This is a genomic window from Nonomuraea sp. NPDC059194 (genome assembly GCF_042754765.1).
Lineage (GTDB): Bacteria > Actinomycetota > Actinomycetes > Streptosporangiales > Streptosporangiaceae > Nonomuraea.
This window is the reverse complement of the sequence record NZ_JBHZBH010000029.1, coordinates 57,933-84,374: the sequence shown is the minus strand read 5'-3', so window position 1 is coordinate 84,374 and position 26,442 is coordinate 57,933. Positions and strand designations below refer to the sequence as shown.

Here is a 26,442-nt window from a genome sequence, read left to right as displayed (position 1 = left end):
CGCCGTGGTACGACGTTATGACTGCGCAGACCCCGACCAGAAGGCCGCCGGGCTGACCGACGCCGCCTCTGCCGTACGCAAGGGTGAGCTCGTGGTGCTGCCGACGGACACCGTCTACGGCATCGGCGCCGACGCCTTCACCCCCGCGGCAGTCTCCGCGCTGCTCGATGCCAAGGGACGGGGCCGCGACATGCCGCCGCCCGTCCTCGTCGGCACCGTGCGCGCGGCGAACGCGCTGGCAGAAGACCTCGGCCCGTACGGCCAGGACCTCATCGACGCCTTCTGGCCGGGGCCGCTGACGCTGGTGTGCAAGGCGAACAGGGCGCTGTCGTGGGACCTCGGCGACACCAAGGGCACGGTCGCGCTGCGCATGCCGTTGCACCCCGTCGCGCTCGACCTGCTCAAGGAGACGGGCCCGATGGCGGTCTCCAGCGCCAACCGTTCGGGCGCGCCCGCCGCGACGACCGCGCAGAACGCGGAGGAGCAGCTCGGCGAGTCGGTGGCCGTCTACCTCGACGGCGGGCCCTGCGCCGACGACACGCCCTCGACGATCCTCGACCTGACGACGGCGGTGCCCCGCCTGCTCAGGAAGGGCGCCATCTCGGTGGAGAAGCTGCGCGGCATCGTGGGATACATCGCCACCGACGATTGATGCCGTCTGTTTATCCCTGAGGCGGGCGGGCCCTCCTGCACCTACCGTGTGGCGCATGGGCTCGTTCGACGGTATGGATCCGACCCTGGTACGTGACCTGCTGGCCGAGGTCCGGCGGGCCGCCGAGCAGATGCGCACGATCGAGGCCAGGGTCGCGCAGGTGACCAGGACCGCGGGGCTCGCGACGCCTTCGACGCACCGGCCCTCGCAGGTGGCCGACGCGTGCGAGACCATGGCGCGCGACGTCACGGGACGGCTGGCGCTGCTGGAGAAGAGGGAGGCCGCCCCCCGGACGGGGGAGCAGCCGGTCAAGGACCTGTCGACGAACGGTACGCCCGCGTCCGAGAAGGACACCTCACCACCGGAGCCCGCCCCGAGAAGCGAGACGCCTCGGGACACCACCCCCACGGACCCACCCCCCAAGACCGACCACCCGAAGACCGGCACGGACGAGCCGAAGAGCGGGACCGACCAGTCGAAGACTGGGCCCGACGACCCCAAGAATGACCAGCCGAGGACGGGCACGGACGAGCCCAAGAGCGAGCCCGACCGGTCGAAGACGGGCACCGACGAGCCGAAAAGCGAGCCCGACCGGTCGAGGACCGGTACCGACCAGCCCTGGACCGACGAGCCCAGGACCGACCAGCCGAAGAGCGGCGCGGACGAGCCGAGGACCGGGACCGACCAACCGAAGACCGGCGCGGACGAGCCGAGGACCGGGACCGACCAACCCAGGACGGACCAGCCGAAGACCGGCGCGGACGAGTCGAGGACCGGGACCGACCAGCCCAGGACGGACCAGCCGAAGACCGGCGCGGACGAGCCGAGGACCGGGACCGACCAGCCGAAGAGTGAGGCCGACGCGCCGAAGAGCGACGAGCGGGACAGCCGTCGGGACAGGGGCGTCGAGCCCGACAGATCCGGCCAGGACATTCTCGACACCCCGAAGAAGGATCATCCGGACGACCTCGATCAGACTGGCGCGGGCAAACCGCAGGTGGTCGAGGTGGACGGGGTCAAGGTCCTGCAGATTCCGCTCGACCCGCCCACGGCGCGCGAGGTCGCGGACCTGCTGGAGAACGCCGACGACGTGCGGCCGGTCGACGTCCCCTCCGTGGGCGCGGCCGAGCCCGCTCAATCGTCCGACGGTACGGCAGGCCGTACCGGAACCTCGGCGGGTACCGGCGACGGGCCCGCCACGTGGGCGAACGACGGCAGCGACGTGGTGTCGGCGGACGCGAGGCCGCCGTCCGACGCGGCGGTGAAGTCGCTGGTGGACAACGCGCGCGACATCGGGCCGATGGACATGCCGGGCGTGCGGCTGCCGACCGGAGAGTGGGGCCAGGCGGCCGTCCCCGGAATTCACCCCGACGGGCCCGCGGGCTCAGTTGATCCCGGCGGAGCAACGCCGCAGACCCCAGGCGGCACCGGCCAGCCCTCCGCAGACACCTCGGCCTCACCTACGCCGACTTCGACCAGCCCCATACCGACCGCAGCCACCCCCCAGCCGACCGCGGAATCCCCCACGCCGACTGCAGCCACCCCCTCGCCGACCGCAGACACCCCGCTCGCGACCGGGACCGATCCGGCGGCGACAGTGGCCGCTCCGGTGGGTGGTGGCGATGTGGCGCGGTGGGCGAACGACGGGAGTGACGTGGTGTCGGCCGATGCCAGGCCGCCGTCCGACGCCGCGCTCAAGGCGCTCATGGACCACGCGAGCGACATCGAGCCCATGGACATGCCGACCGTGCGGGTCCCGCCCGGCGAGTGGGGCAGCGGCGAGTGGGTCGCCGAAGATTTCGGGCCGGACGGCGAGCCCGGCCGGGTCGAGGCGAACGCGCCCGACCGGCCGACCGTGCCGCCGGGAAGCTGAAGGCCGGGAAGCCGAGCCCGGGAAGCCGAGCCCGGGAAGCTGAGAGGGAGCGCGCATGTACGTCGATCCACCGGCCCCGCAGCCGCGCCAGCCGGGCGAGCAGCCGCCCGCGACGGCCTCGGCGAGCCCCCTGGACGGCCATCCGAGGGCCTGGGAGTTCAACCCTGACTACCAGCGCCTGGTGACCGCGTGGCAGACCGTCCTGCCCCTGCTGGAGACGCTGACGACGGCCCTGGACAAGGCCTACCAGTTGGCGCGCAGCCCGCAGACGTGGGAGGCGCCGGTCGGCGGGCGGTACGTCGAGGATCTGGCTGAGTGGCGCAACAGGCTGGCGCTGTATCGGCAGTCGGTGCTGACGGCGATCAGCGACCAGGCGGCGGACACGCCGCGGTGGGTGCCCGCGCCGGTCGGCGCGCCCCATGCCTTCTCGTGATTGTGGGCTTACAGTGGGGGAATGGGTGACGCACCCCACTACGGCCCGGACTTCGGAGCCCTCCAGCGGGAGGACCCCGAGATCGCGCAGGTGCTGCTGGACGAGCTGGACCGGGTGCGGGGCGGCCTGCAGCTCATCGCGAGCGAGAACTTCAGCTCGCCGGCGGTGCTGGCGGCGCTCGGGTCGACGCTCACCAACAAGTACGCCGAGGGCTACCCCGGCAGGCGCTACTACGGCGGCTGCGAGGTGGTCGACAGGGCGGAGGAACTGGCGCTGCGGCGGGCCGGGCAGTTGTTCGGCGCCGACCACGCCAACGTGCAGCCGCATTCGGGCGCGAGCGCGAACCTGGCCGCCTACGCCGCGCTGCTGCATCCCGGCGACACGATGCTGGCGATGGCGTTGCCGCACGGCGGTCATCTCACCCATGGTTCGCGGGTCAACTTCTCGGGCGGCTGGTTCGACGTGGTGTCGTACGGCGTGCGCCGCGACACCGAGCTCATCGACTACGACGAGGTGCGCGACCTGGCGCTCAGGCACCGGCCGAAGCTGATCGTGTGCGGTGCCACGGCCTATCCCCGGCTCATCGACTTCGGCGTGTTCCGGGGCATCGCCGACGAGGCGGGCGCGTGGCTGATGGCCGATGTGGCGCACACGATCGGCCTGATGGCGGGTGGCGCGATCCCTTCGGCGGTGCCGTACGCGGACATCGTCACGTTCACCACGCACAAGTCGCTGCGCGGGCCGCGCGGCGGCGCCATCCTGTGCACGGCGGAGCTGGCGGCGAGGGTCGACAGGGCGGTGTTCCCGTTCGTGCAGGGCGGCCCGCTCATGCACGCGGTGGCCGCCAAGGCGGTCGCGTTCGGCGAGGCGATGCGGCCGGAGTTCGCCGACTACGCGCGCGCGGTGGTCGACAACGCGCGCGCCCTGTGTGAGGCGCTGGAGGGGATGCGTCCGGTCTCCGGCGGCACCGACAGCCATCTCGCGCTCCTCGACCTGCGCGCCCTCGGGGTGACGGGCGCGGAGGCCGAGCGGCGGTGCGCGGCGGCGGGCATCACGCTGAACCGCAACGCCATCCCCTACGACCCCGAGCCGCCCGCCGTCACGTCGGGTCTGCGGGTCGGCACGCCGTGCGTGACGACGCAGGGGATGGGCGCCGAGCAGATGAAGGAGGTGGGAACGCTGGTCTCGCGTGCGGTGAGATATCCCGAAACTGTGGATGAAGTGCGGGAACGTGTCGCGGAGCTGGCCGCTGAACATCAGCCTTATCTCAGTGAATTATAAGGTGATCTGTGTCGATTTCCGGTCACAGGTGGCCGGTGCATCCGGGAAACTAGGTCCGTGCGCGAATACCTCTTCATGGCGCTGGCAGCGGCGGCGGTGACCTACCTGCTCGTCCCGCTGGTACGGCGTTTCGCCATCCGCATCGGAGCCATGCCCGAGGTTCGCGATCGTGACGTGCACACCACGCCGACGCCGCGACTCGGCGGCCTGGCGATGTACGGCGGGCTGGTCGCAGGGCTGCTGACGGCCACGCAGCTCGACAAGACGGGCGGCGTGCTCGCCCAGGACAAAACCGTGCTGGCGCTCATCGTCGCCGGCGGGCTCATCACGCTGACCGGCTTCCTCGACGACTGGTGGGGCATGGACCCCTTCATCAAGCTCGGCGGGCAGATCGGGGCGGCGGGCGTGCTGGTCTACTTCGGCCTGTTCCTGCCGTGGATCCCGTGGGTCAGCGGCGAGAGCATCGGCCTCGCGCCCGACCTGAGCGCGATCATCACGATCCTGGTCGTCGTCGTCTCCATCAACGCGGTCAACTTCGTCGACGGGCTCGACGGCCTGGCCGCCGGCATCGTCGGCATCGCCGCCGCCGCCACCTGGGTCTACGCTATCTTCCTCGACCAGAACATCGAGCAGAACAGGATCAACACCACCGCGGCCATCACCTCGATCCTGATCGGCATGTGCCTGGGCTTCCTGCCGCACAACTTCCATCCGGCCAAGATCTTCATGGGTGACACGGGCGCGATGCTGCTCGGCCTGGTCCTGGCCGCGTCGCTGATCACCGTGACCCCTGTCGACGCCGACGTGATCGAGGGTATGAACAGGTTCGGCGCGCTGATGCCGATCCTGCTGCCCGCCGCGGTGATGGTGCTCCCGCTCATCGACCTGATCGGCGCGGTCATCAGACGCACGTCGATGGGCCTGTCGCCGTTCGCCCCCGACCGGGGGCACCTGCACCACCGGCTGCTCGACATCGGCCATTCCCACCGGCGCACGGTGCTGATCATGTACGCGTGGACGTCGCTGTTCGCGCTCGGCCTGGTCGGCATGTCGGTCAGGGGTGTGCCCAGCGAGTTCTTCCCGGTCGTGATCGTGCTGGCGATCGGCGTGCTGGTGCTGATGGCGCTGCCGCGGTGGCGCGGGAGGGGCGGTTCGCACTCGGCCAGGCGAAAGAACACGCCGGACGACGAGGACGACGGCCCCGCGACGGGTCCCATGCCTCCCATCAGGGCCGATGCCCAGGGGCTCGCCGGGAGCGGCGACGACTCCGCCGTTGTCCCGGCGTTTCCCGTTCGTTCACCTTGATCGCGAACTAGAAAGAGCAGGTAAAGGCGGTCATCCGTGAGCTTGTGATATCTTTCACGAGCAGGGCCCCCACGGAGTACGGCTCTTGGGGTAGCAATCGCTCGCTTGTTAACTGACTGTCTGGAGCACCGATGCAGGCCAACGACGTGCGCGTCCTCAAAAGCGCCGCGCTACCCACCCTGGTGGTGGGGGCCGTCGCTGTCATCGTGGCTTTCCTGGTCGCCGGCGGTAAGGGGGCGCTCGGCGCCGCCGTCGGCCTCGCCCTCGTCGCGGTCTTCTTCACCATCAGCGTGGTGGCGGTGTCCTACGCCGCCCGAGTCTCTCCGCAGATGATGGCGATCGCCGCGATGCTCAGCTACCTCGTCAAGGTTCTCGTCATCCTCGCGATGCTGCGCACGTTCGGCGACACGACCGCGTGGAACCCGAAGGCCTTCGCCTGGACCGTCGTGGTCGGCACCATCGTGTGGACCGCGGGCGAAGTGCGCGCCTTCATGAAGACCAAGATGCTCTACGTCGACCCCGAGACCAAGGTGCCGGGGCAGGGTCAGTCATGATCCCCGGCAAAGTAGCGGGGCCCGATATGACTAGTCCTGCCTGTGCCTGCTATCGTCGGGCGCGCGATGAGCGAAGAGAAACGCCGGCCCGAGGACGACGGCCGCGACTTCGCCAACGCCGCGTGGTCGATTCCCAGCTACCTGCTCTCCGGGATGGTTCTCTACGGCGGTGCTGGCTGGTTGCTGGACCGGTATCTCGACACGTCCGCGTTCTTCCCCATAGGCATCGTCCTGGGGACAGTGCTCGCCGTCTACCTGGTCTACCGGAAGCACGGCCGCTAACTCCGCGCGGCGGGACAGCCCGCCAAAGGAACTTCGTTGTGACCACCTACCACGCTGAAGGGAACGCCGCGTGATCGCGCTGACGCTCCTCGCCGATCCTGATCAGTTCCAGGCTCCGCTGCCCGCCGAACTGTTCGAACTCCCCCCGATCATTCCCGGGGTCGAATGGTTCACCAAGCCGGTGCTGCTGGCGGTCCTCAGCTCGATCATCGTGCTGGGCTTCCTGTGGGCCGCCTTCTCCAGCCCGAAGATCGTGCCCAGGGGCGTCCAGAACGTCGCCGAGATGGGCTACATGTTCGTGCGCGACCAGGTCGCCAGGCCCTTCCTGGGCAAGGACGCCGACCGGTTCATGGGCCTGCTGCTCACCATGTTCTTCGTGATCTGGGTCTGGAACATGATGGGCGTCGTCCCCATCGCCCAGTTCCCCGTCGCCTCGCATATCGCCTTCCCGATCGTGCTCGCCGTGTCGATCTACGTGCTGAAGCTCTACCTTGGTTTCAAGACGCAGGGCGTCGGCGGCTACTTCAAGAACATGATGTTCCCGCCTGGGCTTCCCAAGTTCATCTACGTCCTCCTGGCGCCGATCGAGTTCCTGTCGAACATGATCATCGCGCCCTTCACGCACGCGGTGCGACTCTTCGCCAACATGTTCGCCGGCCACATGCTCATCGCCTTCTTCAGCATGGTCGGCTTCTGGTTCCTGTTCGAGCAACTGACCCCTCTCGGTGCCCCTATCGGCGTGCTCGGCGTCATTATGACGATCATCATGACCGGCTTCGAGATGTTCATCATGTTCCTGCAGGCGTTCCTCTTCGCGATGCTGGCCGCCATGTACATCGGCAACAGCCTGCACCCGGAGCACTAAGAACCACTTACCGGACTGTCCAGACCGGTGATCGACCCGCATCACCGGCCGACCAAGTAAAGGAAAATAGTAATGAGCGTTCTCGCTGAGGTCTCCGGCAACGTCACCGCCATCGGTTACGGCCTTGCCGCCATCGGCCCCGGCATCGGCGTCGGCATCATCTTCGGTCAGGGCGTGCAGGCCATCGCGCGCCAGCCCGAGGCTTATGGCCTGATTCGCCAGAACATGCTCCTCGGCTTCGTCCTCACCGAGGCCCTCGCCCTGATCGGTCTGGTCGCGCCGTTCATCTTCCAGGCCATCTGACGATCCAGAAGAACCCCTGACGAAAGGCTGCATCCATGAATACGGCAGCTTCGCTCCTCGCGGCGGAGGGCGGCGCCAACCCGCTCCTTCCGCACGTGTACGAGCTGGTCGTGGGCATCTTCGCGTTCTTCGTCGTTCTCATCGTCGTCGGCAAGATCCTCACTCCGCGCATCCAGAAGACTCTGGCCGAGCGGACCGACGCGATCGAGGGCGGCATCAAGAGGGCGGAGGACGCCCAGGCCGAGGCGCAGGCACTGCTGCGGCAGTACCGCGACCAGCTGGCCGAGGCCAGGCACGAGGCCGCCAGGCTGCGCGAGGAGGCTCGCGAGCAGGGCGCCCAGATCAAGGTCGAGCTCCGCGAGGAGGCCCAGGCCGAAGCGCGCCGCATCGTCGAGGCGGCGCACGCGCAGATCGAGGCCGACCGCCAGCAGGCGTTCGCCCAGCTGCGCAACGAGATCGGTCGGCTGTCGACCGACCTCGCCAGCCGCATCGTCGGCGAGTCCCTCGAGGATGAGGCGCGTCAGCGTCGCACCGTCGACAGGTTCCTCGACGAGCTGGAGAGCTCCTCTGCGCAGGCGGTGCGCTGATGCGTGGTCTGAGCAGGAGTTCGCTGGCCGCTGTTGAGGAGCGCTTCAACGCGGTGGCGGCTTCGGCGGACTTCGGGCGCCTGGCCGACGACCTGAGCGCCATCGCGGACCTGCTCGACCGCGAGCACGGGTTGCGCCGGAGCCTGTCGGACCCGGCGCGGCCCGCGGCCCAGAAGTCGCAGGTCATCCGCATGCTGCTCGAAGGCAAGGTCAGCGACGCCGCGCTGGAGACGGCCGCGGCGGCCGCCGAGGCCAAGTGGTCGCGCGCCGGTGACCTGGCCGACGCGCTCGAGCGGCTCAGTGTGGTCGCCTCGGCCGCGCAGGCCGAGTCCGAGGGACGGCTCGACGATGTGGAGGACGAGCTCTTCCGCTTCAGCCGTATCGTCGCCGCCAACGCCGAACTGCGTCGCGCGCTCACCGACCCGGCCACCCCGGCCGAAGGCAAGCGCCGGCTGCTCGCCGAGCTGCTCGACGGCAAGGTCGCCCCTTCCAGCCTGCGTCTCATCACGCAGCTGGCAGTCCACCCGCGAGGACGTAGCCTGGAGACGGGCCTGGAGGAATACTCCGGCCTGGTCGCGGCGCAGCGTCAGCGTCTGGTGGCGGTGGTCCGCAGCGCCGTGCCGCTGACCGACGAGCAGAAGCAGCGTCTGGGTGCGTGGCTGCGCACCTCCTATGGCCGTGACGTTCACGTGAACGTCGAGGTGGACCCGCGAGTGCTCGGTGGTTTCTCGGTTCGCATCGGCGACGAGATCATCGACACCACCATCGCGGGACGAATCGAAGAAGTCCGCCGCCGGTTGGCCGGCTAGGCAGCGCCGGGCTCGGGCGAATTAGACATGTGGGAGACAGAGTAGAGATGGCGGAGCTTACGATCCGACCGGATGAAATCCGGTCTGCGCTTGAGCGATTCGTCCAGGCGTACGAACCGGAAGGCGCCGCGCGCGAGGAGATCGGGACCGTCGTCGACTGTGGCGACGGCATCGCCCATGTCTCCGGCCTTCCCTCGGCGATGGCGAACGAGCTGCTCGAGTTCGAGGACGGCACGCGCGGCCTGGCACTGAACCTCGACACCCGCGAGATCGGTGTCGTTATCCTGGGCGACTTCAGCAAGATCGAGGAGGGCCAGACGGTCCGCAGGACCGGCGAGGTCCTGTCGGTGCCGGTCGGCGACAACTTCCTCGGCCGCGTGGTCGACCCCCTGGGCAACCCGCTCGACGGCAAGGGCGCGATCGAGTCCGAGGGCCTGCGCGCTCTCGAGCTCCAGGCGCCGAGTGTCGTCCAGCGCCAGCCGGTGAAGGAGTCCCTCGCCACCGGCATCAAGGCGATCGACGCCATGACCGCGATCGGCCGTGGTCAGCGCCAGCTGATCATCGGTGACCGTGGTACCGGCAAGACCGCGATCGCCGTCGACACCATCCTCAACCAGCGCGACAACTGGCTGTCGGGCGACCCGAGCAAGCAGGTTCGCTGCGTCTACGTCGCCGTCGGCCAGAAGGGCTCGACGATCGCGCAGGTCAAGGGCCGCCTGGAGGAGGCGGGCGCGATGGAGTACACCACCATCGTCGCCGCTCCGGCCTCCGACCCGGCCGGCTACAAGTACATCGCCCCCTACACCGGTTCGGCCATCGGCCAGCACTGGATGTACCAGGGCAAGCACGTCCTGATCGTCTTCGACGACCTGACCAAGCAGGCCGACGCCTACCGCGCCGTCTCGCTGCTGCTGCGTCGCCCGCCGGGCCGTGAGGCCTTCCCCGGCGACGTCTTCTACCTCCACTCCCGTCTGCTGGAGCGCTGCGCCAAGCTCTCCGACGACATGGGCGCGGGCTCGATGACCGGTCTGCCGATCATCGAGACCAAGGGCAACGACGTCTCGGCGTTCATTCCGACCAACGTCATCTCCATCACCGACGGCCAGGTCTTCCTCGAGACCGACCTGTTCAACGCCGGTGTCCGCCCCGCCATCAACGTCGGTATCTCCGTCTCCCGAGTCGGTGGCTCGGCGCAGGCGAAGGCGATGCGCAAGGTCGCGGGCACGCTCCGTCTTGCCCTGTCGCAGTACCGTGACCTGGAGGCCTTCGCCTCCTTCGCCTCCGACCTGGACGCCGCCTCCAAGGCCCAGCTGGAGCGCGGTCTGCGTCTGGTCGAGCTGCTCAAGCAGCCGCAGTACAGCCCGTTCTCCCTGGAGCGCGAGGTCGTCTCGGTGTGGTCGGGCACCACCGGTGAGCTCGACGAGGTGCCGGTCGAGGACATCCGCCGCTTCGAGAGCGAGTTCCTCGACTACATCCAGAGCGGCCACAAGGGCATCTTCGACAGCATCGCCGAGACCAGGGACCTGTCCGACGACACGGTGACCGCCCTCAAGGACGCCATCACCGAGTTCAAGAAGGGCTTCACCACCTCCTCGGGTGAACTGCTCATCGTCGACGAGCCCGTCGCGCCGCTCGGCGCCGACGAGGTGGGTCAGGAGAAGATCCGCAAGGTCGTCCGCCCGGCGGAGAAGAAGTAGCCGATGGGTGCCCAGCTAAGGCTGCTGCGGCGGCGGATCAAGTCGGTCAAGTCGACCGCCAAGATCACGCGTGCCCAGGAGCTCATCGCCTCTTCGCGGATCGTGAAGGCGCAGCAGCGGATGCAGGCGGCGCTGCCGTACGAGCGTGAGATCACTCGCGCCGTGACGGGCGTCGTCAGCAACGCGGCCAGCGTCGACCACCCGCTGACCGTGGCGAAGGAGAACCCCGCCAGGGCGGGCGTCCTCATCGTCACCAGCGACAGCGGCTTCTGCGGCGGCTTCAACGCGAACATCCTGCGTGAGGCGGAGGCGCTCCGGGGTCTCCTGGAGGGTCGCGGCCTCACCGTGGTGCCGTTCGTCACGGGCCGCAAGGGTGTGGTGTGGCACAGCTTCCGAAACAGGGAGATGGGCGGTCAGTGGACCGGCTTCTCCAGGAAGCCCTCCTACACCCACGCCAAGGAGATCGCGAACACGCTCATCGAGTCGTTCAAGGAGGAGCACGGGATCGACGAGATCCACATCGTCTCCACCCAGTTCGTCTCGATGCTGACGCAGGAGGTCGTGGTCAAGCGGGTTCTGCCGCTTGAGGTCGAGGAGACCGAGGCGACCGCGTCCGACACGATCCCGCCGTACTTCGAGTTCGAGCCGACGGCCGGTGATGTTCTGGAGTCGTTGCTGCCGCGCTACGTCGAGTCGCGCATCTTCACCGCGCTGCTCCAGTCGGCGGCGGCCGAGGAAGCCTCACGTCGGCGCGCCATGAAGTCGGCCACGGACAACGCCAACGAGCTCATCCGCGTGTTCACCATGCAGATGAACCAGGCTCGCCAGGCCGAGATCACCCAGGAAATCAGCGAGATCGTCGGTGGCGCCAACGCGCTGGCTGACGCCGCAGCGGGGAAAGAGTGAAATGACTGCAGAGACTGTTGAGACCACGACCGGCACGGGCCGCGTGGCTCGCGTCACGGGTCCCGTCGTCGACGTGGAGTTCCCCGTCGAGGCGATGCCCGACATCTACAACGCCCTCAACGTCGAGGTGACCCTCGGCGAGGAGACCAAGACGCTGACCCTGGAGGTCGCCCAGCACCTGGGTGACAACATCGTCCGCGCCATCTCGATGCAGCCCACCGACGGCCTGGTCCGCGGCGCGGCGGTCACCGACTCCGGCGCGCCGATCTCGGTGCCGGTCGGCGACGTCGTCAAGGGCCACGTGTGGAACGCGCTCGGCGAGTCGCTCGACGTGCCGACCGCGACCCTCAAGGTCACCGAGAAGTGGGGCATCCACCGCCCGTCGCCCGCGTTCGACCAGCTCGAGTCGCGTACCGAGATGCTGCCCACCGGCATCAAGGTCATCGACCTGCTGACGCCGTACGTGAAGGGTGGAAAGATCGGTCTGTTCGGTGGCGCCGGTGTCGGCAAGACCGTTCTGATCCAGGAGATGATCCGCCGAGTCGCGCTGAAGTTCTCCGGAACCTCGTGCTTCGCCGGCGTCGGTGAGCGTACCCGTGAGGGCAACGACCTCTGGCTGGAGATGGAGGAGGCCGGCGTTCTCAAGGACACCGCCCTCGTCTTCGGCCAGATGGACGAGCCGCCGGGCACGCGTCTGCGTGTCGCGCTGTCCGCGCTGACCATGGCGGAGTACTTCCGCGACGTGCAGAAGCAGGACGTGCTGCTGTTCATCGACAACATCTTCCGCTTCACCCAGGCCGGTTCCGAGGTCTCCACCCTGCTCGGCCGTATGCCGTCCGCCGTGGGTTACCAGCCCACGCTGGCCGACGAGATGGGTGTGCTCCAGGAGCGCATCACCTCGACGCGTGGTCACTCGATCACCTCCATGCAGGCGATCTACGTGCCCGCGGACGACATCACCGACCCGGCCCCGCACAACGCGTTCGCGCACCTCGACGCGCAGACCGTGCTGTCGCGGCCGATCTCGGAGAAGGGCATCTACCCCGCGGTGGACCCGCTCGACTCCAGCTCCCGGATCCTCGACCCGCAGGTCGTGGGCGAGGAGCACTACGCGGTGGCCCAGGAGACCAAGCGAATCCTGCAGAAGTACCGCGAGCTCCAGGACATCATCGCGATCCTCGGTATCGACGAGCTGTCCGAAGAGGACAAGGTCACCGTCAACAGGGCCCGCCGTATCGAGCGTTTCCTGTCGCACCCGATGTACGCCGCCGAGGCGTTCACCGGTCAGCCGGGTGAGTTCGTGCCGCTGGACGAGACGATCGCCTCGTTCAAGGGTCTGTGCGAGGGCGAGTACGACCACCTGCCCGAGCAGGCCTTCTTCATGGTCGGTGGCATCGAGCAGGCCATCGCCAAGGCCAAGGAACTCTCCAAGTAATCGCCTTCGGTGCCAGGTGTGGTGAAAAGCCGCACCTGGCATCTGATCGGAAAGGAACCTACACAAGTGGCGAAGCTACGCGTAGGGGTCGTCTCACCGGAGCGTGAGATCTGGTCGGGCGAGGCCGACATGGTGATTGCCAAGACCGTGGACGGCGAGATCGGTATTATGCCTCAACACGCACCGGTGCTCGGCGTGCTCGTCGAGGGCGGGGTCCTGCGTGTGAAGCGCGGCGGCGGCGAGGAGGACCTCATCGCCGCGGTGCACGGCGGGTTCATCTCCGTGGCCGACAACGAGGTGTCCGTGCTGGCCGAAGCGGCCGAGCTGGGCTCCGAGGTGGACGTCGCGGCTGCCCGCGACGCTCTCGAGCGGGCTCAGGCCTCGATCGAGGCCGACCAGGAGGACGCCGACGCGGCGGTCGCGGCCAAGCGAGCACGGGCCAGGCTGCGCGCGGCCGGCGAGAACGTCTGATCTTTCACGACACGCGGGGGCGGCGATGCTGACGATTCTCACGGACGCGCTGCTCGTCGCCCTACTGCTCGCAGCTCTCATGGTGATCCGCGGTTTCGCGCTGGCACGCTCCCGTGGGAGCGTGCCATGTCGACTCAAAGTAGGGCCGTCCATGGGCCCCGGTGGCTGGCGCAGCGGTGTAGCCCGCTATGCCGACGGGGAGCTCCACTGGATCCCGCTCATCGGTGTGCTGTTCAGGCCGCGCCACGCTATCGCGAGGCGCGGCCTGACTGTTTCCGCCCGGCAGCCGATCAGCGGCGGCCTGTGGGCGGTCGACTGCGGCGAGGTGTCGCTGGCGATGTCGGAGGACGCGCTGACCGGCTTCCTGGCCTGGCTCGAGTCCGCCCCGCCCAGCGCCTACCTCGACGTCGCCTGACTTCTTCTTCATCCTGTACGGCAAGCCGGATCAAGGCTACCGTGGTCACCGGCGACCGCCCGTCCATCACGCCACCCCAGCAGGACTCTGGCTGGCCGCCGCTACGTCGCCCGTAACGGCAGCAGTCGCTTTGCCTTGCCGTCGCACCGGGGCCGGGCGTTGACCGATTACCGCTACGTCGGGACTGTGATCGCGGCTACCACCAGTGTTGCGAAGGCCAGCGAGAGGCCCGCCGACCAGCGTTGGGCTGCCGGGTTGCGTTCTCTTGTGGCGGGCAGGTCCCGCCACCTGCTGATCACGATCACCGCCGACGCGGCGAACAGGCTCGCCGCGGCCAGCCACGGCAGCACAGTCAGCCGCTCCCACGGCCCGGTGACCCAGGCCAGGTAGAGCAGCACCGCGCTCCACACGGCGTCGTTGACCGCCTGCAGCCGGTTGATGCCCCCGATGCGCCTGATCGTGGAGATCGAGGTGAAGGCCACGATGAGCGGCCACACGATCCCGAGGACCAGGAACGGCATCGATAGGGACCCCTCCTCCTCGTCGATTCCGAGCAGGCGGAGGGCGAGCTCGTCGACGTCCTGGGCGGTGTTCGACAGGACGACGACCGCCTTGCCAGTCGTCGCGTCGAAGCCCGCGTAGGAGCGCGAGCCGCCGGTGCCGCCGTTGTGCCAGGTGATCTGGCGGCCACCCTTCGGCGTGGTGAACCAGGCCAGGCCGATCCGCTCGCCTTCCCCCACGTCGAACCGCGGTCGCGCGCTGTCCGCGCCGGGGGCGGTGCCCGCGATCACACCGGTGAGCAGCTTGGTCAGGTCGCCTGTCGTGGACCACACGCCGCCGCCCGCGGGGGAGTAGCCCGCGCCCGACCACGGGCTGACCCGGTGACCGTTGGCGCGGTGGGGGAGCGCCGCGCCCTGCGGAGGCGCCTCGTCCAGGCCCCTGACCACGGTGGAGGTCATGCCGAGCGGGATGAGGACCCGTTTCTTGAGCAGGTCGGGGTAGGGGGTGCCGGTTCTGCGGGCGGCGGCGTGGCCGGCCAGCGCCACGCCCAGGTTGGAGTAGGCGACGGTGCCGCGTCCCTCGATCTCGGCGCCTGCCGCCTCGCGCAGGACGTCCTCGGTGGACAGCGGGTAGGGGTTGGCGCCGGAGAAGTTCGACAGGATCACACGGGCCATGCCCTGCAGGCCGCCCGCCGGGGTGTTCGGCAGCCCGGCGCGGTGAGAGAGCAGCTCCTCCAGCGTCGCCTTCCCCGCGGGGGTGCCCTTCAGCTCGGGGAGTAATCCTTCCACGGGGTCGCTCAGCCTGAGCACGCCGTCCTCGGCGAGATCGGCGATCATCATGGCGGTCAGCGTCTTGGTGATCGAGCCGATCTCGAACGGGGTCTCGGGCGTGATCGGCCGGTCGCCCACGCCGGCGAACCTGGCCCTGCCGTTCTCGATCATCGCGACGGAGGCGTCGCGCAGGCCGGTGGAGGGGGCGGTGTCCCTGAGCGCCGCCGCGAGGCGGGGATCGCCGGTGGTCGTCTCGCCGAGACCCGTGGGCCAGGGGGAGACGACGGCCAGACCGACCGCCAGAACGGCGAAAACGAGGGCGAATCCATTCTTCATATGGCGACGATTATCGGGTGCCTCCGGGCTTCCACAGGATCTCGCCGCCGTTGTGCGCGGTCCTGCACAGGATGAACAGCAGGTCGGACAGCCGGTTGAGGTACTTGGCGGGCAGCGGGCTGACGTCCTCGTGGGCCTCCAGCGCGGCCCAGGCCGAGCGCTCGGCGCGGCGGACCGTCACGCGGGCGACGTGGAGCTGCGCCGTGGCGAGGTCGCCGCCGGGCAGGATGAAGCTGCGCAGCGGCTGCAGCTCGGCGTTGAAGTGGTCGCACTGCGATTCGAGCCAGGCGATGTAGGAGGGCTCGACGCGCAGCGGGGGGAACTCGGGGCTGTCGACGAGCGGGGTGGCCAGGTCGGCGCCCAGGTCGAACAGCTCGTTCTGGACCCTGCCGAGCACGTCGGTGATCTCGGGGGAGAGCGTGCCGTAGGCGAGGGCCAGACCGATAGCGGCGTTGGCCTCCTCGGCGTCGGCGTACGCGGCGAGCCTCGGGTCCGTCTTCGACGTGCGGCTCAGGTCGCTGAGCGCGGTCGTGCCGTCGTCGCCGGTCCGAGTGTAGATCTTGGAGAGGACGACCGGCTTGTCCTTGTCTGCGCGCGTCATGCCTCCAGCATCGCAGACCTCCCCCACGTGACGGCCCAAGGTGGGGTTCCAGCCTGTCCAGGGCGTCGAGACCCGTCCACGGGACCGGCCTCCACCCCACCGACCGGTCGCTCCCCAGGCTCCCGTCCTGGGGTCGGGACCTGTCCGTGGGTCCAGGGTCCGCCGCGTAGCCGGGCGCCCCCCAGGGGAGGCCGCCCGCCTTGGGGGCGCCCTTCGTGGGGCCGGGGTCCTTCGTGCTCACCGAGCGGCCCCCGAGGAGGGCGGCCTCCCGCCTGTCCTGGAGGTCGGGAGTCCGTGGGACCGGAGTCCGCCGCGTTGGCCGGGCGACCCAGTGGGAGGCCGCCCGCCTTGCTCGCGGGGCGCCCTCTCGCGGGGCTGGGCTCGCTGTGCTTGCCGGGCGATCCCAGTGGGAGGCCGCCCGCCTTGCTCGCGGGGCGCCCTGTCGTGGGACCGGGCCCGCCGTGCTCGCTCGGCGATCCCAGGGGAGACCGCCCGCCTGGGGTCGGGACCTGTCCGTGGGTCCAGGGTCCCACTGCGTTGCCGGGCGACCTCAGTGGGAGGCCGCCCGCCTTGCTCGCGGGGCGCCCTCTCGCGGGACCGGCCCCGCTGTGCTCGCTGGGAGACCCTCTCGTGTGGCGGGGGCCGTCGCGCTCGCCCGGCCGTCCTCTCGTTGCCTGAAAGGGCGGCGGGCCGGTGACCAGGGAGGTGGCCGTGCCGCGTGGAGGGCGGGCGGGTGGCTCGGAGCGGGCGGGTGGCTCGGTGGGGGCGGGCGTGGCGAGGGATGACAGATGTCATGGGCGAGTGGCGCGATCTTCATCAGCGGCCGGTGATATCGGCGACTACTGGGACAGACCCGCAAAAGCCAGGCTAGATGCCATGAGGATCACAGAGACGCGGGACACCGCCGCCCCCACGGCTGTGGGCGGGCCCGCCATCGAGGTCGTCGGGCTGCGGCAGCGGTACGGGAGCTTCGAGGCGGTGCGCGGCATCTCCTTCGAGGTACGGCCGGGCGAGCTGTTCGCGCTGCTCGGCACCAACGGCGCGGGCAAGACCACCACGATGGAGGTCCTGGAGGGCTACACCAGGGCGAGCGAGGGCACGGTGCGGGTCCTGGGCCTGGACCCCGTCCGGCAGCGCAGGGCGCTGCGCCCGCGCGTCGGGATCATGCTGCAGGAGGCCGGTTTCCTCGGTGATCTCACCGTCGCGGAGACGGTCGCGGTCTGGAAGGGGATGAGCGCCGACGCGGGCCGCCCGCCCGCCGAGGGAGACATCCTGGAGGTCGTCGATCTGGCGAACAAGGCCAAGACCAGGGTCCGGCAGCTGTCCGGGGGGCAGAAGCGCAGGCTGGACCTGGCCCTGGCGGTGCTGTCCCGCCCCGAGGTGCTCTTCCTCGACGAGCCGACCACCGGCATGGACCCCGAGGCCAGGCAGGCCACCTGGGAGGTCATCAGAGGGCTCAGGGAGCGCGGGACCACGGTGCTGCTGACCACGCACTACCTGGAGGAGGCCGAGCGCCTGGCCGACCGGCTGGCCATCATGCACGAGGGCGTGATCCGCACCTACGGCACGGTCGACGAGGTCGTGAGCACCACGGGCGACCAGATCACCTTCAGGCTGTCGGAGCCCGCCGAGCCGCCGTTCCTGCACGGCGCGGCTCCCGTGGTCGCCAACAGGCAGGTCGTCTACACGCTGACGGGTGAGGCGCATCCGGCGGTGCGGACCCTGCTGGCCTGGGCCGACGGGCACGGCCTGACTCTTGAGCGGCTCGAGGTGCGCAGGGGCACCCTCGAGGACGTCTTCCTGCGAGTGGTGGAGGACAACCGATGAGGACCGACGCGCTGCACGCCGTACGGCTGGCCAGGATGGATCTGAAGCTGCTGGGCCGCAACACGACCGCGATGGTCAACGTGGTGCTGCTGCCGTTCCTGTTCGGGTTGATGTTCTCGCAGATGGGCGACCAGACGTTCGTGCTGACGGGGCTGCCGGGGCTGATGGTGGTGTTCGCGGTCTTCGTCAACCTGGTCAACTCCTTCACCGCCCGCCGCGAGGAGCTGGTGCTGAAGCGGCTGCGCGGCGGGCAGGGCTCGGCGGCGGCGATCTTCGGCGGGGCGGCGCTGTCGGGGTTCGCGGTGTACGCGGCGCAGGTCGCGCTGCTGACCGTGTGGATCAACCGCGCGGGTGGCGGCCTGCCGGTGAACGTGCCCATGATGCTGGTGGCCGCGGTCCTGGGTGTGGGGGTGTTCGCGCTGCTGGCGGCGGCCTTCTCCGGGATCACGCCGAACGCGGAGTTCGCCCAGGTGGCGGTGCTGCCGGTGCTGCTGGTCGCGGTGATCGGCGCGCCGCTCATGGTGCCGGTGACGGAGCTGCCCTTCGTCGCGAGGCTGGTGCCCACGACGCCGATCGCCGAGATGATGCGGATGGGCTACACGGGCGGTGGCTCGTGGGCCGACGCGCTGCCGTGGATCGGCGTGCTGCTCGTCTGGCTCGGCGTCGCCGCGCTGCTGGTGAAGTGGCTGTTCCGGTGGGATCCCCGGCACAGCTAGGTTTACTGCGACATGACCGACATCAGCACTGACTACGAGCGCCTCCGGCGGGCCACGCTGTGGACCGTCGCCGGAGGCGTCGTGCTGCCGTGGCTCTCCCTGCCTGCGGCGGTTACCAACCGCGTCCAGCCCGCCGTGTGGCAGCTGGTGGCGGCGGCGATCGTGGTGATCGCCTTCACCTTCTTCTACGTGCGCGGCGCGAGGATCATGGTGCAGGGCGAGTACGCCCGCCGTGAAGTGATCATCACAGGCGTCCTGGCGGCGCTCTCCTTCGTCCTGCTGCGCGAGCAGTTCGTCGCCGGCGCCATGGCCGTGGTCGCGTGGGCGGCGCTGGCGGTGCTGCGCGTCTCCAGGATCACCGCGGTCCTGATCGGCCTGGGCGCCGCCGCGGTGTGCGTGGCGCTGATGCCCATGGGTGTCGTCTTCTACGTGTTGATGATCGGGCTGGTGGCGTGGCTGAGCCGCTTCCAGTTCTGGTTCTGGACGATGGTCAAGGCCGCCCACGACGGCAGGGACGCCAAGGCCAAGCTCGCCGTCACCGAGGAGCGGCTGCGCTTCTCGCGAGACATGCACGACGTCGTCGGCCACAGCCTCTCGGCCATCGCGGTCAAGAGCGAGCTGGCGGCCCGGCTGGCGACGGGCGAGGCGGCCAAGGAGATGATGGAGGTCAGGCGGCTGGCCAGGGAGTCGTTGAAGGAGATCCGCGCGGTGGTCCGTGGTTACCGTACGGTCGACCTCAACGCCGAGCTCCTCAGCGTGCGGGCGGTCATGGAGGCGGCGGGCATCAGCTGCGCGCTGGAGCTGCCGGACGACGCCCTGAGCGAGGAGACGAGCACGCTGCTGGCCTGGCTGGTGCGCGAGAGCAGCACGAACGTGCTGCGCCACAGCGCCGCCACCACCTGCCGGATCAAGGTGGTCACCGGTTCCGGCGCGGTGGAGCTGACCGTGGCCAACAACCATCCCAAGCCGGCCAAGGGTACGGCCGGCACCGGCCTGGCGGGCATGAGCGAGCGGGTGGCCGCGTTGGGCGGCGTGCTGACGGCAGGGGAGAGCGAAGGACAGTTCGTGGTGAGGGCGAGGATTCCCACATGATCGAGGATATCCACATGATCAAGGTGTTGCTCGCCGACGACGAGCACCTCATCCGGCAGGCGCTGGCGACCCTGCTGGGCCTGGAGCCCGACATCGAGGTGGTCAGCCAGGTCGGCAGGGGCGACCAGGTGGTGGCCGCGGTCGGCGAGCACGCGCCCGACGTGGTCGTGCTCGACATCGAGATGCCCGGCATGGACGGCCTGAGCGTCGCCGAGGCGCTGCCCGGCCAGGCCATCGTCATCCTCACCAGCTTCGGCCGCCCCGGTTACCTGCGCAGGGCGCTGGCGGCGGGGGTGCGCGGGTTCATCCCCAAGGACGCCTCCGCCAGCGAGCTCGCGGCGGCGATCAGGAAGGTTCGCGACGGCGGGCGCTACCTCGACCCGGAGATGGCGGCCTCGGCGATGATGGCGGGGGAGAGCCCGCTGACCGATCGCGAGCGCGGGGCGCTGGAGCTGGCCGCGGCGGGGTCGTCGGTCACTGAGATCGCCGCGGTCATGCACCTGACCGAGGGCACCGTGCGTAACTACCTGTCGAGCGCGATCACCAAACTCGGCGCGAGCAACCGGATCACCGCAATTCGGATGGCTCGGGACATGGGTTGGCTCTGACCGGGTACCCGTACTGATGGTTGGTGTGTCGATTATCACCCCGAGAGAAAGAATGACTACGTTGCGTGATTAGATGGCAGCGTGACCTGAGGAGGTGGCATGCGGGTCAAGGGTAGGCCTGGAGCTCAGGTGGTGTACGTCGGGCAGCGGCTCGACGTGGGGACCGTGGCAGGGGTCCGTCCGCGTCTGCACGACGCGGTCGACTCTGGTGACGGCGACCTGATCGTTGATCTCTCCCGGCTGGAGATGATCGATGCCACCGGCCTCGGTGTGCTCGTCGGCACGCATCGCCGCGCGCTGAGCGCGGAACGCCGCCTCGTTCTCCGGGGTGTGCCACCAAGGATCATGCGGGTGCTCGCGGTCACTCGGCTGAATCGAGTGCTCCACGTGGAAGTGCCCGCGGCCGCGGTGGCCTGATGTGACATCCGGCGGGGGTCGGGAGTTCGCCGGACGCCACAACATATTTGAGGGCAGAGTGTGATCAGCCGCGCTCTGCCCTCTTCATGTCCGGCAAATGATCACATAATTGGTATTGACCGTAACGGCCTGTCAGGAAAGACCGGAAAACGACCGGTGGAAGATATGGACAGCTGCGCGCACGAGTTCATCCGTGGAAGGCGGTTGTTCGGCCAGCACCCATTCGATGAGCAGCTCCTGTAGCACGCCAATCAGGCCGAGCGCGAGTAGATGCCGGTCGAACGGAGCGGAGCGCGGAAACGGTTGCGTCTCGTCCTCGACGATGCGGGCGAAGGACTCCACCGCCCGTTGCCGCGACGCGGCGAGAACGTCGCCCGACCGCCGGACCTCCACGTGCATGATTCGGGCGCGACGCCAGTCAGATGTAGCGAAATCGATATATGTGGCTATCCCGGCGCTGATGCGCGCGTCCAGTCGTGCCGGAGCGTCCTGCATCGCCTTCGAGATCACGGTCAGGGCCTCGTCGACGCAGCGCTCGTAGAGGGCCTGGAGCAGCTCCTCCCTGCCGCCGAAACACTCGTAGAAGGCGCGGTTGGAGATGCGCGCCTCCGTGCACAATCTTTCGATCGTGGTCGCGGCGAACCCCGGTTTCGCATAGAGCGTGTACGCGGCCGTCATCAGCCGCTCCCGCCTGTCAGCCACTCTTTGCTCGGCTGACATTCCCCGGTAAGACCGGTTCACTTTTCACCCATTCCTACATGATCGCGAGCCCCCAGAGCACACAATTATGGATGGATGATCCCAATGGGGAAAGAGCATTTACATTAGCGCTTACGTCGTCCGTGGAAAATGGTCATCATCCTGATCAGTCGCTCAAGATCGTCGGGACCGCGGCTGAAGGACGTCAGCCGCATTCCAGGCATGGCGAAGCGCTGGCGGGAGACGGCCTTCGGCCTGGCGAACTCCCTGAGCCCGTCGGCGCCGTGGATCCTGCCGAACCCCGAGTCGCCGACCCCGCCGAAGGGCAGCGACGGCACTCCCGCGAAGGAGATCACCGAGTTGATCGCGGTCGCGCCGCTGCGCATCAGCCGGGCCAGTCGCGCGGCCCGGCGGGTGTCGCGGGAGAAGATCGTGCCGCCCAGGCCGTAGGCGGAGGCGTTGGCCAGCTCCAGCGCCTCGTGGACGTCACTCGTCCTGCGCACGGTGATGGTCGGGCCGAACGTCTCCTCCCGCACCGCCGCCGAATCCTCCGGCACGTCCTCGACGATGACCGGATCCACGTACGGCGGGCGCACCGACTCTGGCCCGCCCGTGACCGCCTTGCCCGACGCGACCGCCTCGTCGATGTGCCGCCTGATGACGTCGAGCTGCGCGGGCATGGTGATCGGCCCGTAGTGCTCGCCCGCCCTGACCCGCTCGGCCCTCGACGTCAGCTCGCGCATGAACGGGTCGTAGACCTGGTCCACGACGTACACCCGCTCCACGCCCACGCACGTCTGCCCAGCGTTCGACAGCGCGCCCCACAGGCAGGCGTCGGCGGCGGCGGGCAGGTCGGCGTCGGCGTCGACGATGAAGGCGTCCTTGCCGCCGCACTCGGCGACGATCGGGGTGAGGTTCGCGGCGCAGGCGGCCATCACGCGCTTGGCCGTGGCCGTCGAGCCGGTGAAGGCGATCTTCTTGACCCTCGGGTCGCCCGCCAGCGCGGCGCCCGTCTCCCCGAGCCCCGTGACGGTCTGGAACACCGGCTGCTCGGGTACGGCCTGGCCGAACAGCTCCGCCAGCCGCACCCCGACGCCCGGAGTGAGCTCGCTCGGCTTGAACACCACGGCGTTGCCCGCGGCCAGGGCGTAGGAGATCGAGCCCATCGGGGTGAAGACCGGGTAGTTCCACGGGCCGATCACGCCGACGACGCCGAGCGGTAGGTACTCCAGCGTGGCCGCCAGGTTGAGGCCGACCAGGCCGGTGGCGACCCTGCGCCTGCCCAGCACCTTCCCGGCGTTGCGCGCCGCCCAGTCGAGGTGGGTGATCGTCAGCACGATCTCCAGGATGGCGTCGTCTTCCGGCTTGCCCGTCTCCTGGTGGACCAGCGCGGCCAGCGGCCGCAGATGCTGGGTGATGACCGCCTTGTAGTCGAGGAGCCTGCGCCTGCGCTCGGCGGCGCCCAGCTCGGCCCACCAGCGCGCGGCCTGCTCGGCCCGCGTGACCGCCTCGTGTACGGCCTGGGCGTCCTGCTTGGCGTGGCTGCCGACGACCTGTCCGGTCGCGGGATTCACCGAATCGAAGGTCAGGGTCGTCATGGCGCCACGATAAGCCGGTAAACCCTTACTTACAACGGCCCGCCGGGTCGAGGGCCGCGGCGCGACCGGAAGGGTTCTCCCGAGGGGCGTGTGAGGGGTTGGGTTTAGGGGCGATGTAACGGCGGCCGGCCGAAGTCCGGCCGGAGTGCCGTAATGGACGGGCGGCCACCGGTGACCACGGTGGCCATGACCCCGCCTGCCGTACAGAACCTAGAAGCTGCCGTACAGAAACTAGAAGAGGGTCGGGTTCTCGGGCTCGATGCCGCGGAGGGCCGCGTAGTCCAGGGTGACGCAGTCGATGCCGCGGTCGGACGCCAGCACCCGCGCCTGCGGTTTGATCTCCTGCGCCGCGAACACGCCGCGCACCGGGGCGAGCAGCGGGTCGCGGTTGAGCAGCTCCAGGTAGCGGGTCAGTTGCTCCACGCCGTCGATCTCGCCGCGCCGTTTGATCTCCACCGCGACCGTCATGCCCGCCGCGTCACGGCACAGGATGTCGACGGGGCCGATCGCCGTCATGTACTCCCTGCGGATCAGCGTGTAGCCCTCGCCCAGTGTGCCGATGTGCTCGGCCAGCAGCTCCTGCAGGTGCGCCTCGACGCCGTCCTTGATCAGCCCGGGGTCGACGCCCAGCTCGTGGGAGGAGTCGTGGAAGATCTCCTCCATCGTCAGCACGAGCTTCTCGCCGGTCTTGCCGTGGGTGACGGTCCAGGTGCCGCCGTCCTCCTTGAGCTTGCACGGCGGGTTCATCCAGTTGAGCGGCTTGAACGCGCGGTCGTCGGCGTGGATGCTCACGCTTCCGTCCGCCTTGATGAGCACCAGCCGCGGCGCCATCGGCAGGTGTGCCGTGAGCCGCCCCATGTAATCCACGCTGCATCGCGCGATGACCAGCCGCATGACGGCCAACCCTACCGGCTCTGGAAAACTGGTCGCATGGTGTTGGAAATGGTGGGAGTGGTCGGCCTCGGCACGATGGGGGCGGGCATAGCGGAGGTTTTCGCCCGCGCGGGCATCCGGGTGTGCGGCGTGGAGGCGGACGAGGTGGCGTTGGCCAGGGGGCGCGCGCACCTGGAGAGGTCCACGGGAAGGGCGCTCGACAAGGGCAAACTGACAGCGGCCGAGCGCGAGGAGATCCTCGCCAGGGTGACGCTCACCACCTCGCGCGCCGACCTGCGCGACGCCGACCTGGTGATCGAGGCGATCCCCGAGCGCATGGACCTCAAGGTCGAGTTGTTCGGTGAGCTCGACCGCATCTGCAAGCCGTCCACCATCCTGGCCACCAACACCTCCTCGCTGTCGGTGACCGCGCTGGCCGCCGCAACCGGCCGCCCCGGACGGCTGGTCGGCATGCACTTCTTCAACCCGGCGCCCGTCATGGGCCTGGTCGAGGTGGTCGGCACCGTGGTCACCGACCCCGGCGTCGTCGACGAGGTCGCCGGCCTGGCCGTAAGGCTCGGCAAGTCGCCCGTCACGGTGGGCGATGGGGCGGGGTTCGTGGTCAACAGGCTGCTGCTGCCGTACCTCAACCACGCCGTCACCCTGCTGGACCACGGCGTGGCCGCCCGCGACGACATCGACCACGCCATGAAGCTCGGCGTTGGGCTGCCCATGGGCCCCTTCCAGCTGCTCGACCTGATCGGCCTCGACACCGCCTACGAGATCATGAACGTGCTGTTCGACGAGTCGCGCTCCGACCGGCACGTGCCCTCCCCGCTGCTGCGCTCCTACGTCGCGGCGGGCCTGCTCGGCCGCAAGTCCGGCAGGGGCTTCTACGGCGAGGCCGGCGACGGCCCGCAGGACAAGGCGCCCGCGCGGACCGTTCGCGTCGTCGGCTCGCCGGAGCTGGCCGACCGACTCGACACCGCGGGGTTCAAGGAGAGCGACGACCCCGACGTGGTCCTCCAGGTGGGCGGCTCCCTCCCCCTCTCGGGCAACACCGTCCGCGTCCGGCTGAGCGGGCAGGTCGCCGAGCTGGCCGTCTCCGTGCTGACCACGCAGGAGGCCGCGCTCGGCGCCCACGGCCTGCTGAAGATCGCCGGCTATACGCCCGTGCCGTGCAAGGACAGGGCGGGGCTGGTGATCGAGGCGCTCCTGTTCTCCCACCTGAACGACGCCGTCCGCATGTACGAGTCCGGCTACGCCGCCATCGACGACATCGACGCGGCCATGCGGCTCGGCTGCGGATACGTCACCGGTCCTTTCGAGCTGATCGAGTCCATCGGCCTGGCCACGGTGCGCGACGGCCTGCGCGCCCTGCACGCCGAGCGGCTGACGCCGTCCTCCGCCCCCGCCCCCCTGCTCGACCAGCTCGTCACCGCGGGGCTGACCCGGTTCCCCCGGCCATGAGCCCTCGCCGTGCCCGCCGTAAGGAGTCGACCCGCCCGGTCGGCTTTTCCAGCTCGACCGACAGGGTGGAGGAGTGGCCGGACGGGGAGTGGAAAGTCCGCATGCTCAACGGTGCCACCTCGGCCAAGCACTACCGCTGCCCTGGCTGCGACCAGGAGATCCGCTCCGGCGCTCCGCATATCGTGAGCTGGCCCAACTGGACGGGCGGCGACGAGGAACGCCGCCACTGGCACACCAACTGCTGGCGCAAGCGGCTGGACCGAGGTCCCGGCCGCAGCAGGTACTGAGGAGACTGACTTGGAGATCCGCGCGGCCACCGTCCTGCCCGCCAGGCGCGAGCCGATCGAGCTGCACACCGCCGACGGGCTGACCCTGGTCGGCGAGCTGGCCCTGCCCGCGGACCGGCCGCCGGTCGCGACGCTCGTCACCCTGCACCCGCTGCCCACCCACGGCGGGTTCATGGACAGCCACGTCTACAAGAAGGCCGCCAACCGGCTGCCCGCCCTCGCCGACCTGGCGGTCCTGCGCTTCAACACGCGGGGCACCTCCTCCGAGCGCGGCACCTCCGAGGGCGCCTTCGACGGCGGCGAGGGGGAGCGCTACGACGTGGCGGCCGCCCTGGAGTACGCCGAGTTCCACGACCTGCCGCACGTCTGGGTGGTCGGCTGGTCCTTCGGCACCGAGCTCACGCTGAGGTGGGCGCACGACCCCCTGGTGGAGGGCGCGATCCTGCTGTCGCCGCCGCTGAAGCGGGCCACCGACGCCGACCTCGACGCGTGGGCCGCCTTCGGGCGTCCGCTGGCGGCGCTGGTGCCGGAGTTCGACGACTACCTGCGGCCCGAGGAGGCCAAGGCCAGGTTCGCCAGGGTGCCCCAGGCCGAGGTCATCGGGGTGGAGGGGGCCAAGCATCTGTGGGTCGGCGAGCCGTACGTGCGGATCGCGCTGAACGAGATCGTCAAGCGGGTCAACCCCGACGCCTACCCCCTGCCCACCGACGTGGTCGACGCCGGAGGAGAAGCGGTCAGGCCGTAGGGCGGAAAACGGCACATGCCACACGGTGATTGTC

The 26,442-nt window shown here is 69.4% G+C and carries 29 protein-coding genes; 24 read left to right on the top strand and 5 right to left on the bottom strand.

Annotated features, from left to right (window positions below):
* Positions 1-4: 4 nt before the first annotated feature.
* The 16 genes from ACFXJ8_RS30375 to ACFXJ8_RS30300 all read left to right on the top strand — a co-directional run bounded on the left by ACFXJ8_RS30375 (position 5) and on the right by ACFXJ8_RS30300 (position 13,868).
* The gene (locus ACFXJ8_RS30375) at positions 5-652 is read left to right on the top strand and encodes an L-threonylcarbamoyladenylate synthase (protein ID WP_379647398.1); all 648 of its coding nucleotides are present in this window, start codon (positions 5-7) and stop codon (positions 650-652) included.
* Between the two features lie 55 nt (positions 653-707).
* Complete coding sequence (locus tag ACFXJ8_RS30370; RefSeq protein ID WP_379647397.1) at positions 708-2,525, top strand: hypothetical protein; 1,818 nt, start codon at positions 708-710, stop codon at positions 2,523-2,525.
* A gap of 55 nt (positions 2,526-2,580) precedes the next feature.
* Complete coding sequence (locus ACFXJ8_RS30365; RefSeq protein ID WP_379647396.1) at positions 2,581-2,958, top strand: hypothetical protein; 378 nt, start codon at positions 2,581-2,583, stop codon at positions 2,956-2,958.
* Between the two features lie 21 nt (positions 2,959-2,979).
* Positions 2,980-4,239, top strand: a complete 1,260-nt coding sequence (gene glyA, locus ACFXJ8_RS30360) for a serine hydroxymethyltransferase (protein ID WP_379647395.1) — start codon at positions 2,980-2,982, stop codon at positions 4,237-4,239.
* A 57-nt stretch (positions 4,240-4,296) separates the two neighbouring features.
* Positions 4,297-5,544: a glycosyltransferase family 4 protein gene (locus tag ACFXJ8_RS30355; protein ID WP_379647394.1), complete on the top strand. Its 1,248-nt coding sequence runs from the start codon at positions 4,297-4,299 to the stop codon at positions 5,542-5,544.
* A gap of 131 nt (positions 5,545-5,675) precedes the next feature.
* Complete coding sequence (locus ACFXJ8_RS30350) at positions 5,676-6,098, top strand: hypothetical protein (protein ID WP_379647393.1); 423 nt, start codon at positions 5,676-5,678, stop codon at positions 6,096-6,098.
* A 66-nt stretch (positions 6,099-6,164) separates the two neighbouring features.
* The gene (locus ACFXJ8_RS30345; protein WP_379647392.1) at positions 6,165-6,380 is read left to right on the top strand and encodes an AtpZ/AtpI family protein; all 216 of its coding nucleotides are present in this window, start codon (positions 6,165-6,167) and stop codon (positions 6,378-6,380) included.
* 70 nt (positions 6,381-6,450) lie between these two features.
* Positions 6,451-7,245: a F0F1 ATP synthase subunit A gene (gene atpB, locus ACFXJ8_RS30340; RefSeq protein WP_379647391.1), complete on the top strand. Its 795-nt coding sequence runs from the start codon at positions 6,451-6,453 to the stop codon at positions 7,243-7,245.
* A 72-nt stretch (positions 7,246-7,317) separates the two neighbouring features.
* Positions 7,318-7,548 (top strand): ATP synthase F0 subunit C, encoded by a 231-nt coding sequence (gene atpE / locus ACFXJ8_RS30335; RefSeq protein ID WP_132595523.1) that lies wholly within the window; start codon positions 7,318-7,320, stop codon positions 7,546-7,548.
* 35 nt (positions 7,549-7,583) lie between these two features.
* The gene (locus ACFXJ8_RS30330; RefSeq protein WP_379647390.1) at positions 7,584-8,135 is read left to right on the top strand and encodes a F0F1 ATP synthase subunit B; all 552 of its coding nucleotides are present in this window, start codon (positions 7,584-7,586) and stop codon (positions 8,133-8,135) included.
* The gene (locus ACFXJ8_RS30325) at positions 8,135-8,944 is read left to right on the top strand and encodes a F0F1 ATP synthase subunit delta (protein ID WP_379647389.1); all 810 of its coding nucleotides are present in this window, start codon (positions 8,135-8,137) and stop codon (positions 8,942-8,944) included. Before ACFXJ8_RS30330 ends, ACFXJ8_RS30325 begins: the two co-directional genes overlap by 1 nt.
* A gap of 47 nt (positions 8,945-8,991) precedes the next feature.
* The gene (gene atpA / locus ACFXJ8_RS30320; protein ID WP_379647388.1) at positions 8,992-10,641 is read left to right on the top strand and encodes a F0F1 ATP synthase subunit alpha; all 1,650 of its coding nucleotides are present in this window, start codon (positions 8,992-8,994) and stop codon (positions 10,639-10,641) included.
* A gap of 3 nt (positions 10,642-10,644) precedes the next feature.
* Complete coding sequence (locus ACFXJ8_RS30315; RefSeq protein ID WP_379647387.1) at positions 10,645-11,547, top strand: F0F1 ATP synthase subunit gamma; 903 nt, start codon at positions 10,645-10,647, stop codon at positions 11,545-11,547.
* A gap of 1 nt (position 11,548) precedes the next feature.
* On the top strand, positions 11,549-12,982 hold the full coding sequence (gene atpD / locus ACFXJ8_RS30310; protein WP_379647386.1) for a F0F1 ATP synthase subunit beta: 1,434 nt from the start codon (positions 11,549-11,551) through the stop codon (positions 12,980-12,982).
* 66 nt (positions 12,983-13,048) lie between these two features.
* Complete coding sequence (locus tag ACFXJ8_RS30305) at positions 13,049-13,453, top strand: F0F1 ATP synthase subunit epsilon (RefSeq protein WP_379647385.1); 405 nt, start codon at positions 13,049-13,051, stop codon at positions 13,451-13,453.
* Positions 13,454-13,478: 25 nt separating this feature from the next.
* The gene (locus tag ACFXJ8_RS30300) at positions 13,479-13,868 is read left to right on the top strand and encodes a DUF2550 domain-containing protein (protein ID WP_379647384.1); all 390 of its coding nucleotides are present in this window, start codon (positions 13,479-13,481) and stop codon (positions 13,866-13,868) included.
* Between the two features lie 173 nt (positions 13,869-14,041).
* Here the strand turns inward: ACFXJ8_RS30300 and ACFXJ8_RS30295 are convergent, their stop codons facing one another.
* Both ACFXJ8_RS30295 and ACFXJ8_RS30290 read right to left on the bottom strand, forming a co-directional pair.
* The gene (locus tag ACFXJ8_RS30295; RefSeq protein ID WP_379647383.1) at positions 14,042-15,475 is read right to left on the bottom strand and encodes a serine hydrolase domain-containing protein; all 1,434 of its coding nucleotides are present in this window, start codon (positions 15,473-15,475) and stop codon (positions 14,042-14,044) included.
* Between the two features lie 10 nt (positions 15,476-15,485).
* Positions 15,486-16,076 carry a cob(I)yrinic acid a,c-diamide adenosyltransferase gene (locus ACFXJ8_RS30290; protein WP_379647382.1) on the bottom strand — a complete coding sequence of 197 codons (591 nt, stop codon included), beginning with the start codon at positions 16,074-16,076 and terminating at the stop codon, positions 15,486-15,488.
* Positions 16,077-16,952: 876 nt separating this feature from the next.
* On the opposite strand from ACFXJ8_RS30290, the gene ACFXJ8_RS30285 reads away from it, so the two are divergent.
* The 5 genes from ACFXJ8_RS30285 (at position 16,953) to ACFXJ8_RS30265 (ending at position 20,736) form a co-directional block, all read left to right on the top strand.
* A complete protein-coding gene (locus ACFXJ8_RS30285) occupies positions 16,953-17,903 on the top strand; it encodes an ABC transporter ATP-binding protein (protein WP_379647381.1) in 951 nt (316 codons plus the stop codon).
* Positions 17,900-18,619: an ABC transporter permease gene (locus ACFXJ8_RS30280; RefSeq protein ID WP_379647380.1), complete on the top strand. Its 720-nt coding sequence runs from the start codon at positions 17,900-17,902 to the stop codon at positions 18,617-18,619. The genes ACFXJ8_RS30285 and ACFXJ8_RS30280 overlap by 4 nt, the downstream gene beginning before the upstream one ends.
* A 12-nt stretch (positions 18,620-18,631) precedes the next feature.
* Positions 18,632-19,711 carry a sensor histidine kinase gene (locus ACFXJ8_RS30275; RefSeq protein WP_379647379.1) on the top strand — a complete coding sequence of 360 codons (1,080 nt, stop codon included), beginning with the start codon at positions 18,632-18,634 and terminating at the stop codon, positions 19,709-19,711.
* Between the two features lie 14 nt (positions 19,712-19,725).
* Positions 19,726-20,319 (top strand): response regulator, encoded by a 594-nt coding sequence (locus ACFXJ8_RS30270; RefSeq protein WP_379647433.1) that lies wholly within the window; start codon positions 19,726-19,728, stop codon positions 20,317-20,319.
* A 99-nt stretch (positions 20,320-20,418) separates the two neighbouring features.
* Positions 20,419-20,736 (top strand): STAS domain-containing protein, encoded by a 318-nt coding sequence (locus ACFXJ8_RS30265; RefSeq protein ID WP_379647378.1) that lies wholly within the window; start codon positions 20,419-20,421, stop codon positions 20,734-20,736.
* A 132-nt stretch (positions 20,737-20,868) separates the two neighbouring features.
* Here the strand turns inward: ACFXJ8_RS30265 and ACFXJ8_RS30260 are convergent, their stop codons facing one another.
* The 3 genes from ACFXJ8_RS30260 to nucS form a co-directional block, all read right to left on the bottom strand.
* The gene (locus ACFXJ8_RS30260; protein WP_379647377.1) at positions 20,869-21,414 is read right to left on the bottom strand and encodes a TetR/AcrR family transcriptional regulator; all 546 of its coding nucleotides are present in this window, start codon (positions 21,412-21,414) and stop codon (positions 20,869-20,871) included.
* Positions 21,415-21,560: 146 nt separating this feature from the next.
* Positions 21,561-23,033, bottom strand: a complete 1,473-nt coding sequence (locus ACFXJ8_RS30255) for an aldehyde dehydrogenase family protein (protein ID WP_379647376.1) — start codon at positions 23,031-23,033, stop codon at positions 21,561-21,563.
* 231 nt (positions 23,034-23,264) lie between these two features.
* Positions 23,265-23,927: an endonuclease NucS gene (nucS, locus tag ACFXJ8_RS30250; RefSeq protein WP_379647375.1), complete on the bottom strand. Its 663-nt coding sequence runs from the start codon at positions 23,925-23,927 to the stop codon at positions 23,265-23,267.
* A gap of 36 nt (positions 23,928-23,963) precedes the next feature.
* Here nucS and ACFXJ8_RS30245 point away from each other — a divergent pair, with 36 nt between their 5' ends.
* Genes ACFXJ8_RS30245 through ACFXJ8_RS30235 form a run of 3 tightly spaced genes read left to right on the top strand, consistent with a single transcriptional unit; the run spans position 23,964 to position 26,408 of the window.
* On the top strand, positions 23,964-25,376 hold the full coding sequence (locus tag ACFXJ8_RS30245) for a 3-hydroxyacyl-CoA dehydrogenase (protein WP_379647374.1): 1,413 nt from the start codon (positions 23,964-23,966) through the stop codon (positions 25,374-25,376).
* Positions 25,373-25,663 (top strand): ATP/GTP-binding protein, encoded by a 291-nt coding sequence (locus ACFXJ8_RS30240; RefSeq protein ID WP_379647373.1) that lies wholly within the window; start codon positions 25,373-25,375, stop codon positions 25,661-25,663. The genes ACFXJ8_RS30245 and ACFXJ8_RS30240 overlap by 4 nt, the downstream gene beginning before the upstream one ends.
* Before the next feature lie 10 nt (positions 25,664-25,673).
* Positions 25,674-26,408 (top strand): alpha/beta hydrolase, encoded by a 735-nt coding sequence (locus ACFXJ8_RS30235; RefSeq protein ID WP_379647372.1) that lies wholly within the window; start codon positions 25,674-25,676, stop codon positions 26,406-26,408.
* Positions 26,409-26,442: the final 34 nt, after the last annotated feature.

What these genes read in the sequence shown, in the direction of transcription:
- ACFXJ8_RS30370 (WP_379647397.1), top strand. Translation starts at nt 708, where the DNA reads ATGGGCTCGTTCGACGGTATGGATCCGACCCTGGTACGTGACCTGCTG.
- ACFXJ8_RS30365 (WP_379647396.1), top strand. Translation starts at nt 2,581, where the DNA reads ATGTACGTCGATCCACCGGCCCCGCAGCCGCGCCAGCCGGGCGAGCAG.
- glyA (WP_379647395.1), top strand. Translation starts at nt 2,980, where the DNA reads ATGGGTGACGCACCCCACTACGGCCCGGACTTCGGAGCCCTCCAGCGG.
- ACFXJ8_RS30350 (WP_379647393.1), top strand. Translation starts at nt 5,676, where the DNA reads ATGCAGGCCAACGACGTGCGCGTCCTCAAAAGCGCCGCGCTACCCACC.
- ACFXJ8_RS30345 (WP_379647392.1), top strand. Translation starts at nt 6,165, where the DNA reads ATGAGCGAAGAGAAACGCCGGCCCGAGGACGACGGCCGCGACTTCGCC.
- atpE (WP_132595523.1), top strand. Translation starts at nt 7,318, where the DNA reads ATGAGCGTTCTCGCTGAGGTCTCCGGCAACGTCACCGCCATCGGTTAC.
- ACFXJ8_RS30330 (WP_379647390.1), top strand. Translation starts at nt 7,584, where the DNA reads ATGAATACGGCAGCTTCGCTCCTCGCGGCGGAGGGCGGCGCCAACCCG.
- ACFXJ8_RS30325 (WP_379647389.1), top strand. Translation starts at nt 8,135, where the DNA reads ATGCGTGGTCTGAGCAGGAGTTCGCTGGCCGCTGTTGAGGAGCGCTTC.
- atpA (WP_379647388.1), top strand. Translation starts at nt 8,992, where the DNA reads ATGGCGGAGCTTACGATCCGACCGGATGAAATCCGGTCTGCGCTTGAG.
- ACFXJ8_RS30315 (WP_379647387.1), top strand. Translation starts at nt 10,645, where the DNA reads ATGGGTGCCCAGCTAAGGCTGCTGCGGCGGCGGATCAAGTCGGTCAAG.
- atpD (WP_379647386.1), top strand. Translation starts at nt 11,549, where the DNA reads ATGACTGCAGAGACTGTTGAGACCACGACCGGCACGGGCCGCGTGGCT.
- ACFXJ8_RS30300 (WP_379647384.1), top strand. Translation starts at nt 13,479, where the DNA reads ATGCTGACGATTCTCACGGACGCGCTGCTCGTCGCCCTACTGCTCGCA.
- ACFXJ8_RS30295 (WP_379647383.1), bottom strand. Translation starts at nt 15,475, where the DNA reads ATGAAGAATGGATTCGCCCTCGTTTTCGCCGTTCTGGCGGTCGGTCTG.
- ACFXJ8_RS30290 (WP_379647382.1), bottom strand. Translation starts at nt 16,076, where the DNA reads ATGACGCGCGCAGACAAGGACAAGCCGGTCGTCCTCTCCAAGATCTAC.
- ACFXJ8_RS30285 (WP_379647381.1), top strand. Translation starts at nt 16,953, where the DNA reads ATGAGGATCACAGAGACGCGGGACACCGCCGCCCCCACGGCTGTGGGC.
- ACFXJ8_RS30280 (WP_379647380.1), top strand. Translation starts at nt 17,900, where the DNA reads ATGAGGACCGACGCGCTGCACGCCGTACGGCTGGCCAGGATGGATCTG.
- ACFXJ8_RS30275 (WP_379647379.1), top strand. Translation starts at nt 18,632, where the DNA reads ATGACCGACATCAGCACTGACTACGAGCGCCTCCGGCGGGCCACGCTG.
- ACFXJ8_RS30270 (WP_379647433.1), top strand. Translation starts at nt 19,726, where the DNA reads ATGATCAAGGTGTTGCTCGCCGACGACGAGCACCTCATCCGGCAGGCG.
- ACFXJ8_RS30265 (WP_379647378.1), top strand. Translation starts at nt 20,419, where the DNA reads ATGCGGGTCAAGGGTAGGCCTGGAGCTCAGGTGGTGTACGTCGGGCAG.
- ACFXJ8_RS30260 (WP_379647377.1), bottom strand. Translation starts at nt 21,414, where the DNA reads ATGACGGCCGCGTACACGCTCTATGCGAAACCGGGGTTCGCCGCGACC.
- ACFXJ8_RS30255 (WP_379647376.1), bottom strand. Translation starts at nt 23,033, where the DNA reads ATGACGACCCTGACCTTCGATTCGGTGAATCCCGCGACCGGACAGGTC.
- nucS (WP_379647375.1), bottom strand. Translation starts at nt 23,927, where the DNA reads ATGCGGCTGGTCATCGCGCGATGCAGCGTGGATTACATGGGGCGGCTC.
- ACFXJ8_RS30245 (WP_379647374.1), top strand. Translation starts at nt 23,964, where the DNA reads ATGGTGTTGGAAATGGTGGGAGTGGTCGGCCTCGGCACGATGGGGGCG.
- ACFXJ8_RS30240 (WP_379647373.1), top strand. Translation starts at nt 25,373, where the DNA reads ATGAGCCCTCGCCGTGCCCGCCGTAAGGAGTCGACCCGCCCGGTCGGC.